Below are 15,953 nucleotides of genomic sequence, written 5' to 3' on the forward strand. Positions count from 1 at the left end.
GAGTCGTGCGCTGTACTTGCTCATGAAAAAACACCCCAAATCGTTGAACGGGTGTCCAACTTTTGGGGTGCAGTTCAATTCCGGGGCTTTTTTCATTGGCGCGTCATTTGCGCGTCTTCAACTTCTCGATCACGTTGTCGACGATCTGCTCGGGCGTGAGCTCGATGCTTTCCGTAATCGCCTCGTCCTCGCCAGGTTCTTCCAGCGTGTCGAGTTGGCTCTGCAACAGCGAGGGATCGAAGAAGTGTCCGGTGCGCGAACCGAGACGCTCGCGAAGCACATCCATCGTACCGTGCAGATAGATGAAGCACACGTCGCGATCGCCGTCGCGCAGGATGTCGCGATACGAGCGTTTCAGCGACGAGCACGTAAATACCGCCGTCTCGCCCGCACGCTGCTTTTCCTCGATCGCGGCACGAATGGTCTTGAGCCACGGCCAGCGATCCTCGTCGGTCAGCGGGATGCCCTTGTGCATCTTCTCCTTGTTCGCGGCGCTGTGGAACGCGTCGCCGTCGGTGAAAGTGCAGTGCAGCCGCTCCGCCAGCATCTCGCCGATGAGGGACTTGCCGGCACCCGACACGCCCATTGCGATCAAAATCATCGAAGTCTCCTTACACGAACATCGCGAGCACGAAGGTCAAGCCCAGGCCCATCAGAGAGATGATCGTTTCGAGCAACGACCACGTCTTGAACGTCTGACCGACCGTCATCCCGAAATACTCTTTGATCAACCAGAAGCCGCCGTCGTTCACATGCGAGAAGATCAGCGAGCCGGAGCCGGTGGCGAGCACCAGCAGTTCCGGGCTCGTGTGACCGCCGGCCGCGGCGGCGATCGGCGCAACGATGCCGCAGGCGGTGGTCATCGCGACCGTGGCCGAGCCCGTCGCCAGACGGATCAGCGCGGCGACGAACCAGCCAAGCAACAGCGGCGACAGACTCGCCGATGAGGCGCTCGCGACGATCTGCTGCGAGATCCCGCTATCGCGCAGAACCTGGCCGAAACCGCCGCCCGCGCCGACGATCAGCGTGATGCCCGCGATCGGCGCCAAGCACTCGCCGCAGAACTTCTGAATCTGCTCACGGTTGAAGCCCTGCTTCGCGCCGAAGGTCCAGAAGCTGACCAGCACGGCGATCAACAGTGCCATATCCGACTGGCCGATGAAGCGCAGCAAATCGTTCGGCAGCGTTTTCGGCGTGAAGACCAGATCGGCCCAGCTACCGATCAACATCAGAATGACCGGCAGCAGAATGGTGAACAACGTGATGCCGAAGCTCGGCAAATCGCGCGTCTTCTCCGTATCGCCGTGCTTCTGGGTGAACTGGTCGGCGAGCGCGTTGGCGTCGGGCAGCTTGATGTATTTGTGGATCAGCAGCGCGAACAGCGGGCCGGCGACGATCGCAGTCGGCACGCCGACGAGCAGACCGTAGGCGATCGTCTTGCCGATATCCGCGTGATACGCCTGCACCGCGAGCAACGCGGCCGGGTGCGGCGGAATCAGACCGTGCACGACCGAGAGACCCGCGACCATCGGCAGGCCGATCAGCAGCAGCGACTTGCCGGTGCGCTTCGCGACGTTGAACGCAATGGGGATCAGCAGCACGAAGCCCACTTCGAAGAACACCGGCAAGCCGACAATGATCGCGACGACCATCATGGCCCAGTGAATGTTCTTCTCACCGAAGAGATTGATCAGCGTATTGGCGATGCGCTCGGCTCCGCCCGATTCGGCCATCATCTTGCCGAGCATCGTGCCAAGGCCGACGACGACAGCAATGTGACCGAGCGTATTTCCGTTGCCGGTTTCGAACGACTTCACGATTTTGTCCATCGGCATGCCGACCGCGAGGGCAAGCAATACGGACACGATCATGAGAACGAGGAACGGGTAAACCTTATAGCGGGCGATCATCAGGATCAGAACCGCGATCGCGATCACCGCGTAGAGCAGTAGCATGCTCCCGTGGACGGCTGGCATAACGCCTCCTTGATTTTGTTGAGGTTTTTTGCGCTATGTATGCGTTTGCCGTCGTTGCACTGCACACACGGCAACATCCGGCAAGCGCAAACACGGCGCTGGGCAACGGAATTTTACTTGTAAGCGAGGAAGTCGGCCGAGAAATGGCAGCGAGAAGCGCGCGCGTGCGAAACGCGGCCGAAAAAAAACCGACGCTCATGTAAGCGTCGGTTTCGAATGGAAGTTCAAGCCTTCTCGCCCGAACGATTTGCAATGCATCAGGCCGCCGGCTTCGTTGCCGCTGCGCACTGGAAGTCCAATTGGCGCGCGCGGCTTCCGCCTGGCCTGAGCTGCGGGTTGTCGAGGGCTTGAACCACGATTACTTGGCGATCCTCGCAAATCCGGGCAGCCTTCGACACGCAACTGTTCTGCGATTCGAACAGCCCCGAACAGGTGACGCGTTGCGCCCCGCTTTGACCGGCAACATTCAAATTTTGAGCGGAGTAGCTCAAGCCCGTGTCCGTCGTGCAAGCGGAGAGCACTCCGACTGCAGCGAGGATCGTGAAAAATAATTTAGACATTTCGCGTTTGACAGGTAATGGTCGACAAATGGCGAGTGATCGATCTGGGCAATCGCGTGACAACACGATTGCCCAGACTCCCTGACCGTCAGGTCAGGCGCTCACTCTTACCAGCGGTACGAAGCGTTAGCGCCGTACACCGTTCCGTTGCGGCTCGAACCAGCACCGGCCTTCAGCACCAGGTTCTGGGTGACACGGAGGTTGACCGCAACGGCCGCTGCCGCGTAACCCTGATACGTCGCACCGCCCACACCGACCGACATGATCTTGTCCTGGTCGATGTTCGGGATCATCGCCAACGCCGTTGCCGCAGCGATGCCCGAGTAGGCGTTACGACCCACCTCGGCGACGGCGCCTTGCATGCCATTCACGACGCTGTCGGTGTAGCTGTTCGATTGCGTGACCGCATCGTTCAACTGGTTGACGTTGACCAGATCCGCGCCTTCCGTACCGGCAGCCACGTTGGTGATCTGGCGCTCGCTACCCGCTGCGCCAACCGACACCGTGTTCGCACGATCAGCCACCGAGCTCGCGCCCAGCGCGACGGAGTCATCCGCCGTTGCCCGCGTGTTCGCACCGATAGCCACCGCGCCGACGCCGCTGGCAACCGCGCTCGAGCCGTTGGCGACCGAGTTCGCACCCGTTGCCTGAGCCTTCGCGCCGCTTGCCGTCGCATGGGTGCCGCTTGCTACAGCCGCTTCGGTTGCACGATTGCCGTCCGCTGCGAACAACGGGTTATCGGAAGTCGTTATGTTCGCAATCTGGCTGGACAGCGCATCCAACTGCGCCTTGTTGACAAGGTCAGTCGGGGCGATGGCGGTACTCACATTGTGAATGGTCGTTCCGTCCTTGCCGGCCAGCGTGATGTTGCTGTAGTCCGTCTCTCCGGTCGACGTCGTGTCGAACGTGACGGCCGACGTCGACAGGGAACTGATGCTGGTCGACGCCGAACTGGACACCGTGAACAATTGCCCGCCATTGATGGCGTCCATGCTTCCGACCGCGATGTTCCCGTCTTTCAGGTTGACAAGGTTCTTGCCTGAGAAACTCACGTTCCCGTTCGAGAAGGCGATGTTATTTCCGGTGAACGTGATGCCGGTAGTGTTACTGATGGAGATTGAATTGGCGCTGGAGCCGGTGCCGGCGCTTAGTACGACTCCGCTAAAGCCGCCGGCGCAGTAGGTACCGGAATCAGCTGTCGGTGTCGCTGAGTTGGACTTGTAAACGTATCCGGTGCCGCCATCGCACAGCGACATCGAGGAGTTCTGAGCCCAAGCCGTCGAACCGCCAAATAGCATCGCCACCGACGCGCCGACGCCTGCCGCCACACGGAACACGTCGCGCGGATCGTTATCTTCCTGCCGGTAAGCCGCTAATATGGCGCTCTGACCGTCTTCTAGGTCGCATACCGCGCCGCCAGAACTCTTCTTGCCTCGCGCCATTGCAGTCTCGGCGACTGCAACGAACGTCCCTACCTTCTCATTCCAAATACTGCGGTATGACTTATTCATAAACCGAATTGACCCACAAAAACGAGCGTCTTCACAAAAACAAAGGAAACAACTTTGACCACTGCAGAGAATATTCAGACTCGCCACTTCGATGAAGCGGACATGTCCTAAATTCGCGCAAGTGAGGTGGAAAAAGCGGAGGAAGATGTTTTGCCGTGTTTCGGATTAATCCGATTCAAACGGACCATATTGCCAGTCCGATTAACTAATGCTCGGATATGTCTTATTTGTTCTTATTTTGGACGCAAAGCTGAGGCGCAAAGTCGCACCGCTCATTGAGAAAAGCAGACGAACGGGAATCAACACGTCAAAGTAAAACGCCGAGGCTGATCTAAGTGATCAGCCTCGGCGTCGAGCCGAACCGCGTTTTGTAGAGATTTAACGCAGCGGCTTTTTCACAAGTTCATCGAGCAAACCGGCGTATCCGCTTACCAGTTCCGCGTTGTCTGGCAGAAAACGCGCGATTGCCGCGCGCTGCTCGTCCCGGTAACGGCCCACGTTCGCATCATGCTGATCGATTGCCTCGACCACGCGGCGTGCCCCTTCGGCAACGTTATTGTCGCGGTAGTAGTAACCCAGATCGGTACACAACGTAGCGTTGTGGACAAGCGGATAACCCTGCCAGCAAACCTCCAGATAGAAGTAATTCAGCGGATTTTCCCACTGATGCGACACGACGATATCCGTATGCTCGGCAAGATATGTCGGCGTGTCGAAGCGTCCGAGAAACACCGCCTTGTGGTTCCGCACGATGTCGAGCTGGTTCATCAACACAATGAATTCGCGGCACTGCGTGGCGAGATTCTGCGCGTTGGTCACCTGAAGCAGCTGAATGTCGTCCGGCCGTTCGCGATACGCCAATTCCGCGATCATCGCCGGATAGAGACAGAATTTCACGACGTTGATATTCGGCTCCATCACGCTCAGGCGACGCGGCCCCGCGTGCGGCTGATACTCGCCCGAATGCGGCAACGAAACGGTACGCGCGTTCAGGAACATCGGGCTCCAGATGAACGGCACGACCCGCGCGGTTTGACGACGCATCACCTCGAAGTACGGCGCGCTGATGTTCGCGACTTGCGGAATCATCCAGATGTCGTCATAGCGCTGGTTGACGAACAGGTTGTCGCCGAAAGTGGGTCTGTTGAACAGAATCGACTCCATCGCGTGGACGTATTCGAAACCGCAACAATAAGAGATGAGCCGCGCGCCCCGCTCTTTCAGATAAGCCGTCGCGTTCGCGTCGATCTGGCCGCCGAGTTCGATCAGCACATCGACCTTGTCCTTCGCGTCATCGAATGTGACGGTGGGCCAGCGCTCGAGATCCCAGGGCAATTGGTTCGTGATCGCCACATGCGTCGTGTTGACGAGCACGACGCTCTCGACGTTCGGACAGTTCTTGAGCGCTTCCGCGAGAAACACCGCGTTCTGCTTGATACCGTTGTTCCACAACGTTTCGGCCTCGTGAAACAGGCCGATCGTGATGCCAATTCGCAACTTCTTCATTCCATTTAACTCCGTTGCCTCGCGGCAGATGCCTGAATCCCGAACTCACGCCTTCGCGTAGACGGCCTCGATCGCCTGCGTGTAGATCCGCACGTTGTCTTCGTTTTCCGGATCGAGCGTGTGAAGGAATTTCTTCGCGGTCGCGCGATAGCTTTCGAGATTGGCATCGTGCTCGGCGAAGGCGCGAAGCAACGCGCGGCCGCCTTCTTCGCAATCGAAATCGTGATAGCGATAGCCGCACTCGCCGATCAGATGCGAGTTGTGAATCAGCGGATAGCCGCCGTAGAGCGCTTCGTAATACACGTAGTTCTGCGGGTTTTCCCACTGATGGCTCACGACCGCGTCGACGGAAGCCGGCACGATCTGCGCGAACGGGAAGCGTCCTTCGAAGTTGCCGAGCCCGTGTCTCACATAATCGAGACTGTGCGCGAAACCGACGAACGCCGCGTGATCCTTCAGCTTGAACGTGTTGTAGGCCCATACGCGTTCGAGCATGTCCGGATTCTCGCGATGCGCCACGTCGCAGGCGAGCATCGGGATATAGCTCGTTTTCACCATGCAGACGTTCGGCTCGAAAATTCCGACGCGCCAACGCCGGCGCCCCGGCTGATAACCGAACTTCTGACCGTTCGACAGCTTCGCCGCTTCGCGTTCGAGCACGACCGGACTCCACAGGTGCGGCATGAGCTTGACCGGCGCGCGGAAGAGCGTTTCGAAGTACGGTTTGCAACTGACTTCGTATTCCGGCAGCGTCCAGACTTCGTCGTAAGGCGCGCCCGAAATCAGCAGCGCGTGCTGGAGATTGAAGACCATGCGCTCGATATCGATGACATAGTCGTTACCGACGCGCATCGTGATGACCTTGCCGCCCTTCTCGCGGAACTTGATCGCCCATTCCTTGCTGAGTTGCGCGCTCATTTCGATCATGACGTCGAGCTTGGACATGGCCGTTTCCATGTCGATGAGCGGCACAGGCGAATCGGACAGGAAACGCTTTGCGTCTTCGGGGCCGCCGTCGCCGCCGCCCGTCACCAGATAAGTCGATTTCACGCGCGGCGAGCGCATGAGCAACATCACGAGATAAAGGCAGTTCTGGAAGATGCCGTTTTCCCACAGCGACTGCTCGCCTTTGCGGATGAAAATGGAAACGCCGACGTTGATCCGCTCCGGCATGCGGGATTTGCTTTGCATGTTCATACGCCTACCTCGAGCTTGCTGCCCTCACAAAGGTTGATCAACCGTTCGGCGAACGCATCCAGGTTGGCTTGATTGAAAGGACTGACCGCGTCGATGACGCGCTGCGCGTTTGCGCGATATGCATTGAGATTATCGTCATGCTCGCGGAACGCGCGCAGCAGCTGACGTCCGCCCTCTTGCGCGTCGAAGCCCGGATAGTAGTAGCCGGCATCCTTCAGCCACGGCGAATTGTGGACGAGCGGATAGCCGCCGTAGAGCACATCCAGATACAGGTAATTCTGATCGTTGCCCCACTGATGCGACACGACTGCATCGGCGAATTGCGCCATGAAGCCGGCGATATCGTTACGGCCATGGAACGTCGCCTTCGAGTCTTTCACGATGTCGAGCGAGTTGGCCATGTACATGAGCGTCGGGTGATCTTTCATGTGCATGGAATTGAGCACATGCATGGCGGACACGCTCGAACGATCCGCGCGATACGCCTCTTCGCAGACGAGCATCGGAATGCTCGATGTTTTCACCACCGAAATATTCGGCTCGAACATTGCGACCCGGAAACCTTGCGGCTGGATGGCAGGTTGAGCCGACTTGTCCGCGCGGCGCTCGTAGCCGTAGCGCAGACCGTGCTCCTCGACTTCGACGATGCGGCTCTCGATGAACTGCGGATGCCAGATGAACGGAATGATATGAACGGGACAGCGATGCAGCGTACGCATCATCGGGACGGACGCGCGATCCTTCGACATCAGCCAGACCTGGTCGTAACGGTCCGCGCGCATGACGTGCACGGGCTTGTCGAACACTGGCGCTTCGACGAGCCCCACGTACGGCTGGCCGCAGCAGTAATACGCGACTTTCTTGCCACGCGCGCGCATGAGATCGAGCCATTCGGTGTCGAGCGCGCCGCCCATTTCGAAGATGACGTCGACGGCGTCGGTCGCCTCATGAATCCGCATGATGCGCAGGCCTTTCGACGCGGCGTCCACTTGCGGAGGCAATGCGTTCTGGTCGCCCACGTCGATGAGCGAAACACTCTCGATGAACGGAAGCTTTTGAAGCGCTTCCGACAGAAAGATCACGTTCTGGCCCAGGCCGTTTTGCCAGATGTTTTGGCCTTGATGCGTGACGACTGATATTCCGACTCGGATGGTCATCGGATTGGCATCCTAAAGATATTAAATTTCGCTTTCTGAAGAAGAGGTTCCGCGGCAAGTCGATCTTTCGGCCGGCACGGTTGAACGCTGGTGCGGCGGGATCGGCGCTGGTGCGAGCAGCATCGCGCGGAAGCAAGGAGGAATGGTGCAGAATGCGCCGAACCGTCCTGATCTTCTTCGCTTCCGCGATTGGATATATCGGGGAACTTCTGAAAGCTAAATATATAGAAGAATCTCTAGAATTCCCAGTGAATCAGGGATTAATGAGACTAGTCTTATCCGAGTCTTAAAATGCGCAAAACGTCTTAAACACAATGCGTTTCGAAATTTGGATTTATCCGATTCAAATATTGATCGAATCGCTTGACGAAAAAGCTTGATGTTCGCGCGCTCGACTGACGGCGCACGCGAAAGCATGTCGGAAGAGGAGCATCGTCGGGCACGAATTGCCCCGACCGAAAGGCGAAAAAACAATACGCGCCCGGCCGCTTGCACGGCCGTGACGCGTTTTCGATTAGTGCAGCAATTTACTTATGCGGCGCCAATTCGCTCGCCGCCCGCGCGAGGCGTGTGACTTCTTCCCAGTTCTGCGCGGCGAGCGCGGCCTTCGGCGTGAGCCACGACCCACCGACGCACACCACATTCGGCTGCGCCAGGAAGCTCGATGCGGTTTCCGCCGTGATGCCGCCCGTCGGACAGAATCTCAGGTTCGGGAACGGTCCGTAGAACGCCTGAAGCATCGGAATGCCGCCCGCCTGTTGCGCCGGAAAGAACTTGACGATTTCATAGCCGAGTTCCATCGCCGTGATGATATCGCTTGGCGTCATCACGCCCGGCAGGAGCGGCAATCCGGCGTCCTGCGCGGCCTTGTGCATGTCCTTCGTGAGACCGGGCGACACGCCGAATTGCGCGCCCGCCTTCTTCGCCTGCGCGCAATGCTCCGGCTTCGTGATGGTGCCCACGCCGACGACGATATCGTCCGCCAGTTGGCTCGCGCGCTCGATCGCGCCGATGCCCGCCGGCGTGCGCAGCGTGATTTCCAGCACCTTCACGCCGCCCGCATGCAGCGCACGCGACACGTGCTCGCCTTGCTCGATCGTTTCGAAAGCCAGAACCGGGATCACCGGTCCCAGACGCACGATTTCGCTTACCGTTTTCATTTGATGCGACTCCTGGTTTTTGAGCGGCGCCCTTGGGGTCTGTCCGCGGGTTTCTCTCAGGTTCCGGGCGTTACGCCCTTCGTTGTTCCGTTCAGTGATTCGTGGCGTGCGCCTTGTTCAGCGCCGACGCAGCCGCCCGCGCATTGTCGCGAAGCGCGTTTCGTTCGGGCGCGGCGGCCGTCGCGTGCGCGTGTCCGTCGTGGCTTGCTGCCGCGCCGATCAACGCGCCGAAGACCGACGCGCCCTGCTCCGCCGGCAACGCCGCGCTGCGGAACACGCCGAACAACTCGCGGCCGAAGCCCGCTTCGTTCTCCGCCTGATGCAGCGGCGCCTCGACTTCGCGTGAAGCCCACTCGTTCGCATCGATTTCGATGTCGAGCACGCCCGCGGGCGCGTCGATCACGAGCATGTCGCCGGTGCGGACCTTGCCGAGCGGACCTTGCAGCAGCGCTTCCGGCGATACGTGAATGACCGCCGGCACCTTGCCCGATGCGCCCGACATGCGTCCATCGGTCACTAACGCGACATGGAAGCCCTGATCCTGCAATACGCCCAGAAGCGGCGTCAATCGATGCAACTCCGGCATGCCATTCGCGCGCGCGCCCTGGAAACGCACGACGGCGACGAAATCGCGCTTCAGTTCGCCCTTGTCGAACGCTTCCTGCACTTCTTCCTGCGAATTGAACACGATGGCCGGCGCCTTCACCACACGATGCTCCGGCGCCACCGCCGAAATCTTGATGACGCCGCGCCCGAGCTTGCCCTGCATCAGCCGCAGTCCGCCGTCCGGCTGGAACGGCTCGCCGATCGCGCGCAGCACCTTCGTGTCGTGGCTCTCTGCCGCGCCGTCGACCCATTGCAGTTTGCCGTCGATGAGCTTCGGCTCCTTGGTGTAATGCGACAGCCCTTTGCCGACGACCGTCTGCACGTCCTCATGCAGCAGCCCGCCTTCGAGCAGATTGCGCACGAGGAACGCGACGCCGCCTGCTGCGTGGAAGTGATTCACGTCGGCCTTGCCATTCGGGTAGATCTTCGCGAGCAGCGGTACGACCTGCGACAGCTCGTCGAAATCGTTCCAGTCGATCACGATGCCCGCCGCCCGCGCGATCGCCACGAGATGCAGCGTGTGATTGGTCGAACCGCCCGTCGCGAGCAGCGCAACAATGCCGTTCACGATCGCCTTTTCATCGACGACATGACCGATCGGCGTGTAGTTGCCGCGTTCGAGCGTGATATCGAGCACGCGGCGCGCGGCCTCGGCGGTGAGCGCGTCGCGCAGTTCCGTATGCGGATGCACGAACGCCGCGCTCGGCAGATGCAGGCCCATCACTTCCATCAGCATCTGATTGCTGTTGGCGGTGCCGTAGAACGTGCAGGTGCCGTGACCGTGATACGCCGCCGCTTCGGCTTCGAGCAGCGCGCCGCGATCGCATTTGCCGGTCGCGAATTCCTGGCGCACCTTGGCTTTTTCGTCGTTAGTGAGACCGCTCGTCATCGGGCCGGCTGGGACGAAAATGGTCGGCAGATGGCCGAACTGCAGCGCGCCGATCGCGAGTCCGGGCACGATCTTGTCGCACACGCCGAGGCACAGCGCCGCGTCGAACATGTTGTGCGTCAGCGCCACGGCCGTGCTCATCGCGATGACTTCGCGCGAGAACAGCGACAGCTCCATGCCCGCGTTGCCTTGCGTGATGCCGTCGCACATAGCCGGCACGCCGCCCGCGAATTGCGCGATGCCGCCATGCGCGCGCGCCGCCTGCTTGATGATGTCCGGAAAGCTCTTGTACGGCGCGTGCGCGGAGAGCATCTCGTTGTAAGACGACACGATACCGATGTTCGGCTCGCGCACCGCCTTGATCGCGAACTTTTCCTGGCCCTCGAGGCCGGCGAAGCCGTGCGCGAGATTGGCGCAGGACAGCGCACCGCGCGCCGGGAACAGGCCGTGCGCCGCGTCGATGCGCGCGAGATAGGCTGCGCGCGTCGGCTTGCTGCGTTCGATGATGCGATCGGTGACGTTCTTGAGTTGCGGATGCGGGGAAACCATCGAAGCTCCTTCGTCTCACTCCCGGCTGCCTGCCGTTGAGATTGGGTTGAACATTGCGAGGGACGGCGTTTGAATCGTTGTCTTGTGATGGGCGCCGTGTCTCGCGAGTTTAGGAGAAAAACTACACGATGACAATCGAAAACCTGGCCAGAGCGACAAGCAGTCACATGAACAAGACGCTTACCACACGGACGTTTACGGGATTTCCCTAAGATTCCGAATACGACGTATGTAGTATTTGTACAAAACCGATCATCCGTTATAGTCCGTAGCAATTTTCAGAATAGGCGAGAATTCCGATGTTGCTGTCCCAAGTCGAAGCGATGCGCGCGCAACTGCGTCCGTCCGAGCGCAAGCTGGCTGAGTACGTGCTGGAAGCGCCGCGCGAGGTGCTCGACCTGTCGATGACCGAATTCGCCGCGCGCGCGGGCGTCAGCCAGCCGACGATTGCGCGTTTCTGTCAGGCGCTCGGCTTTTCGGGATTTCGCGAGTTCAAGATTCGCTTGGCGCAAGGCGTAGCAGCGGATGTTCCCACGGTGTATCGCGACGTACGCACCGACGAACCGGCCGCAGGCGTCGCGGCGAAGGTGCTCGACCGGACCATCGGCGCATTGATCGCGGTGCGCAACAGCCTGTCGTCGGACAGCGTCGCGGCGGCAATCGCGATGCTCGCGGATGCACGGCGCATCGAGTTCTACGGCGCGGGCGGGTCGGGCATCGCCGCGCTCGACATGCAGCACAAATTTTTTCGGTTGGGCGTGCCGTCTGTCGCATACTCGGACCCGCACACCTACACCACCTCGGCGGCGCTTCTCGGTGCGGGCGATGTAGTCGTCGCGATATCGAATACAGGACGCACGCGAGACATTCTCGATGCGTGCCGATCGGCGCTGAACGGCGGGGCGAAGGTTATCGCGATCACGCACGGCAACTCGCCGCTCGCGCGTCTCGCGACAGTCGGATTGTTCGCGAACGTCGATGAAGACACCGACATTTTTTCGCCGATGACATCGCGCGTTTCGCATCTCGCGATCGGCGACATTCTGGCGGTCGGCCTCGCCCTGGCGCGGGGACCCGCGCTGGCGGAAAAGCTTGCGGAAGCGAAGGACGTGCTCGAAGGGCGGCGGGTGGGTGCGTAAGCGGCGAAGTTCGCTTCGACGTCGAACGAAGGGCGATGCATCGCCTATTCTTCCCACAAACCGGATGTCTTGCAGGACCATGCAACATGGACTGTTCCTTCACTGTCGAGCGCTTCGAATCCTGTGTTTATGGCGGAAAGCCGGACGAAGCCATCGCGCTGCTTTGCGAATTCGATCATTACCTGCGCGATGTTCCATTTCCTGATTTGCTGACTCTTGTGGCGCCTTCCGCGATATGGCCGACACCCAGCAGGGAGCGCCAACTCGAACGCTTCGTCAGCCGCGTGGCGGCGGCCATCGTTGCACTCCTCGGGAATACGGAAATCACGCTCACGGAATCGCGGTTTCTGAAATTCTCAGGCTGCCGCTCGCTTGTCCAGCGCTTTCTCGGCGCGGCGCCGCTTACCAATGCAGACCATCTCGCACGGGGTTTTCTTCCGGTGGTCCACGAGGATGGAACCGTGGAACTGCCCTATCCTGACGCGGTGAAACGGCTCAATCTGCTGTGCAATTCCGAATCGCGCCTGACGATGGATTATTCCGCCTGCATGCGTGCGGACCCCATCCCGACGCTCAATCTCGCCATTGCGACAGCCGGCGAAATGCTTCCCGGCACAACCGAAGCGCACCGCAAACGTGAGGCGCTCCTCAGCTGGCTCGACAGGACACTTGACCAGCAGAGCGATCTCTGGGAAATCGAGATGGACCCGCTGCTGGGCCTTTACATGCACTGCACCTATGCCGAAATCGAGGACAGGCATGCAATCAAACGCAGCATCAACAAGCTCGTGCGCAAGACGCTCGCGGCGACGGGCCTGACCGATCTCGACACGAAGCTCACCGCGTCGCGACGGGCCGAACGAGCCCGACCGCTCATGCTCGTCGTGCTCGAAGCATTCGGCGATGGCCATTCGATCATGCGTACTCATTCGCTCAATTTGCAGGCCGCGCGCGCTCGTTTCGATATCGTCGCGATGTGCGATGCCGACGCAATAGGCGAACTCGGACGGCAGGTCTTCACGCGCGTGATCGAATTGCCAGTCAAAGAAGGCTTCCGTCGCACACTCGCCGCGATTCGCGAATTCGCCGAACGCGAATGCCCCGACGTCCTCTACATGCCGAGCGTGGGCATGTCGTTGTTGACGCTCAACGTGTCGAACATGCGGCTCGCGCCGATTCAGATCGCGGCATTGGGCCATCCCGCGACCACTCGCTCGGACTGTATCGATTACGTCAGCGTGGAAGACGATTACGTCGGCGATCCGGCATGTTTCAGCGAAAAGCTATTGAGACTTCCGAAAGATGGCCAGCCTTATCGACCTTCGGGCGCGATGAAGGCGATCGACTTTCCGGCAAAGAAGCCGTCGGCGGAAATCAACATAGGCATTGCTGCCAGCCTGATGAAGCTCTCGCCCGGTTTTCTGGCGGCATGCCGAAAAATTTCCGAGCGCAGCCGCGCCCCGGTCCGCTTCCATTTTCTGACTAGCGGTGGAAACGCCGTCGCGCTGTTGCACCTGGCGAAATCCGCCGTGGAGACGTTTGCGAAACGGAACGCGCTAATCGTTCCGCAGCAGCCCTACATGAAATACATCCGCTATCTCAACGACATGGACATGTTCCTGAGCCCCTTCCCGTTCGGCAACACGAACGGCATCGTGGACGCGTTCACCGTCGGTTTGCCGGGCGTGTGCAAGACAGGGCGGGAAGTGTTCGAGCGCATCGACGGCGCCATGTTCATGCGCGCGTACATGCCCGGCTGGCTGGTCGCGGACACGGTCGAGGAATATGTCGAAGCGGCGGTCAGGCTCGCGAACAATCACGAAGAACGCGGATCGCTGCGCCGCTACATGCTCGAGAAGAATGTGGTCCAGCGTTTCTTCGACGGCCGTCCCGAAGTGTTCGGGGAAATGGTCCTCGATCTGGTGAAGCAGGAACGCGTCAGAACGGCTTGATCACGACGAGCAGCGTCGCGCCGAGCAGCCCGAGCACCGGCAGCTCGTTATACATCCGATACCACTTGTCCGAACGCTTATTTTCGCCGCGCTGAAACGTGTGCAGCAAGCGCCCGCAATATGCGTGATAGGCGATCAGCAAGACGACGATCGTCAGCTTAGCGTGCAGCCAGCCCTGCCCCGCGCCGATGCCCACGACGAGCCACAGCCACAGCCCGCACGCGAGCGCGGGCACGGCGATGAACGTCATGAAGCGAAAGAGCTTGCGCGCCATGAGGAGCAGACGCGCGGTGGCCGCGGGGTCTTTCTCCATCGCAAGGTTCACGAAGATGCGCGGCAAATAGAACAGCCCCGCGAACCATGAAGCGACGAGCACGATATGCAGCGATTTGATCCAGAGCATCGGTTCTGATTTTCATTGACGGACTTCGCCGCGCCCCAGCACGACATATTTGAGCGACGTGAGCCCTTCGAGACCGACCGGTCCGCGCGCATGCAGCTTGTCGTTCGAGATGCCGATTTCCGCGCCGAGACCGAATTCGAAGCCGTCCGCGAAACGCGTCGATGCGTTGACCATCACGCTCGCCGAATCGACTTCGCGCAGGAAGCGCATCGCGCGGTCGTGGTCTTCGGTGACGATGGCGTCCGTGTGGTGCGAGCCGTATGTGTTGATGTGCTCGATCGCCTCGTCGAGATCGCCGACGACCTTGATCGCCAGCACCGGCGCCAGATATTCCGTGCTCCAGTCTTCTTCGGTCGCATCGACGAGCGAGCCGACGTGCGCCGCTTCGAGCACGGCGCGCGCTTGCCCATCGACGCGCAACTCAACGTCCTTCGCCTGGAACGCGCGCGCGAGTTGCGGCAGCGCCTCGTTCGCGATGCCGCGCGCGACGAGCAGCGTTTCCATCGTGTTGCAGGTGCCGTAACGATGCGTCTTCGCGTTGTCGCAAATGGCCGCTGCTTTCGCGAGATCGGCGCGATCGTCGACGTAGACGTGGCAGATGCCGTCGAGATGCTTGATCATCGGCACGCGCGCTTCTTCCATCAGGCGCGCGATCAGGCTCTTGCCGCCGCGCGGCACGATCACGTCGACGAATTCGGTCATCGTGATGAGCTTGCCGACCGCCGCGCGATCCGCCGTCTCGACGACCTGCACCGCGTCCTGCGGCAAGCCCGCCGCTTCGAGCCCGACGCCGATCAGCTTCGCGAGCGCCGTGTTGCACTCGAGCGCCTCGGAGCCACCGCGCAGAATGGTCGCGTTGCCGGATTTGAGACAGAGCGCGGCGGCGTCGATGGTCACGTTGGGCCGCGATTCGTAAATGATGCCGATCACGCCGAGCGGCACGCGCATCTGCCCGACCTGAATGCCGCTCGGACGGAACTTGAGCCCGCTGATCTCGCCGATCGGATCGGCCAGCGCGGCGACCTGACGCAAGCCTTCGACCATCGTGTTCAGCGCCTTGTCCGAAAGCGTCAGGCGGTCGATGAACGCCGCGTCGTGACCCTTCTCGCGCGCGCGGGCGAGATCGCGCGCATTCGCTTCCTTAAGCGCTTCGCGCTCGCGCTCGATGGCGTCGGCCACCTTGATGAGCGCCGCGTTCTTCGCCGCCGTGGACGCCCGCGCCATCGCGCGCGACGCCTTGCGGGCGCGGCGGCCGAGGTCGGTCATGTATTGATCGATGTTCATCGTGGGTCTCGTTGCGTCGGCGCTGCGCGCGTCGAAAAGTTCATTCTAAGCTGTTGCACAGATT

General features: G+C 60.5%; 12 protein-coding genes. 2 read left to right on the top strand and 10 right to left on the bottom strand.

Annotated elements, in window-relative coordinates; translation table 11 throughout:
- Positions 1-103: 103 nt before the first annotated feature.
- From NCS67_RS10610 to edd, 8 genes are all read right to left on the bottom strand, one after another.
- Positions 104-601, bottom strand: a complete 498-nt coding sequence (locus NCS67_RS10610; RefSeq protein ID WP_250435167.1) for a gluconokinase — start codon at positions 599-601, stop codon at positions 104-106.
- A 10-nt stretch (positions 602-611) separates the two neighbouring features.
- Positions 612-1,976 (bottom strand): GntP family permease, encoded by a 1,365-nt coding sequence (locus NCS67_RS10615; protein ID WP_239295129.1) that lies wholly within the window; start codon positions 1,974-1,976, stop codon positions 612-614.
- Between the two features lie 667 nt (positions 1,977-2,643).
- On the bottom strand, positions 2,644-4,047 hold the full coding sequence (locus NCS67_RS10620; protein ID WP_284504070.1) for a YadA-like family protein: 1,404 nt from the start codon (positions 4,045-4,047) through the stop codon (positions 2,644-2,646).
- 378 nt (positions 4,048-4,425) lie between these two features.
- Positions 4,426-5,553: a DUF2827 domain-containing protein gene (locus NCS67_RS10625; RefSeq protein WP_250435171.1), complete on the bottom strand. Its 1,128-nt coding sequence runs from the start codon at positions 5,551-5,553 to the stop codon at positions 4,426-4,428.
- A 45-nt stretch (positions 5,554-5,598) separates the two neighbouring features.
- Entirely contained in the window at positions 5,599-6,750 is a 1,152-nt protein-coding gene (locus NCS67_RS10630) for a DUF2827 domain-containing protein (protein ID WP_250435173.1), read from the bottom strand.
- Positions 6,747-7,907: a DUF2827 domain-containing protein gene (locus tag NCS67_RS10635; RefSeq protein ID WP_284504071.1), complete on the bottom strand. Its 1,161-nt coding sequence runs from the start codon at positions 7,905-7,907 to the stop codon at positions 6,747-6,749. The genes NCS67_RS10630 and NCS67_RS10635 overlap by 4 nt, the downstream gene beginning before the upstream one ends.
- Before the next feature lie 527 nt (positions 7,908-8,434).
- Positions 8,435-9,067: a bifunctional 4-hydroxy-2-oxoglutarate aldolase/2-dehydro-3-deoxy-phosphogluconate aldolase gene (gene eda, locus NCS67_RS10640; protein ID WP_250435175.1), complete on the bottom strand. Its 633-nt coding sequence runs from the start codon at positions 9,065-9,067 to the stop codon at positions 8,435-8,437.
- A gap of 91 nt (positions 9,068-9,158) precedes the next feature.
- A complete protein-coding gene (gene edd / locus NCS67_RS10645; RefSeq protein ID WP_239295135.1) occupies positions 9,159-11,111 on the bottom strand; it encodes a phosphogluconate dehydratase in 1,953 nt (650 codons plus the stop codon).
- Between the two features lie 299 nt (positions 11,112-11,410).
- On the opposite strand from edd, the gene NCS67_RS10650 reads away from it, so the two are divergent.
- Positions 11,411-12,250, top strand: coding sequence for a MurR/RpiR family transcriptional regulator (locus tag NCS67_RS10650; RefSeq protein WP_241814131.1), 840 nt, complete (start codon positions 11,411-11,413; stop codon positions 12,248-12,250).
- Positions 12,251-12,336: 86 nt separating this feature from the next.
- On the top strand, positions 12,337-14,202 hold the full coding sequence (locus tag NCS67_RS10655; RefSeq protein WP_250435177.1) for a hypothetical protein: 1,866 nt from the start codon (positions 12,337-12,339) through the stop codon (positions 14,200-14,202).
- Here the strand turns inward: NCS67_RS10655 and NCS67_RS10660 are convergent.
- Positions 14,189-14,605, bottom strand: a complete 417-nt coding sequence (locus tag NCS67_RS10660; protein ID WP_008342849.1) for a CopD family protein — start codon at positions 14,603-14,605, stop codon at positions 14,189-14,191. The genes NCS67_RS10655 and NCS67_RS10660 overlap by 14 nt on opposite strands.
- Positions 14,606-14,617: 12 nt before the next feature.
- Positions 14,618-15,889, bottom strand: coding sequence for a glutamate-5-semialdehyde dehydrogenase (locus tag NCS67_RS10665; protein ID WP_250435180.1), 1,272 nt, complete (start codon positions 15,887-15,889; stop codon positions 14,618-14,620).
- Positions 15,890-15,953: the final 64 nt, after the last annotated feature.

It is taken from the genome of Caballeronia sp. ATUFL_F2_KS9A, from assembly GCF_023630765.1.
In the GTDB taxonomy this organism is placed as follows: Bacteria; Pseudomonadota; Gammaproteobacteria; order Burkholderiales; family Burkholderiaceae; genus Caballeronia; species Caballeronia zhejiangensis.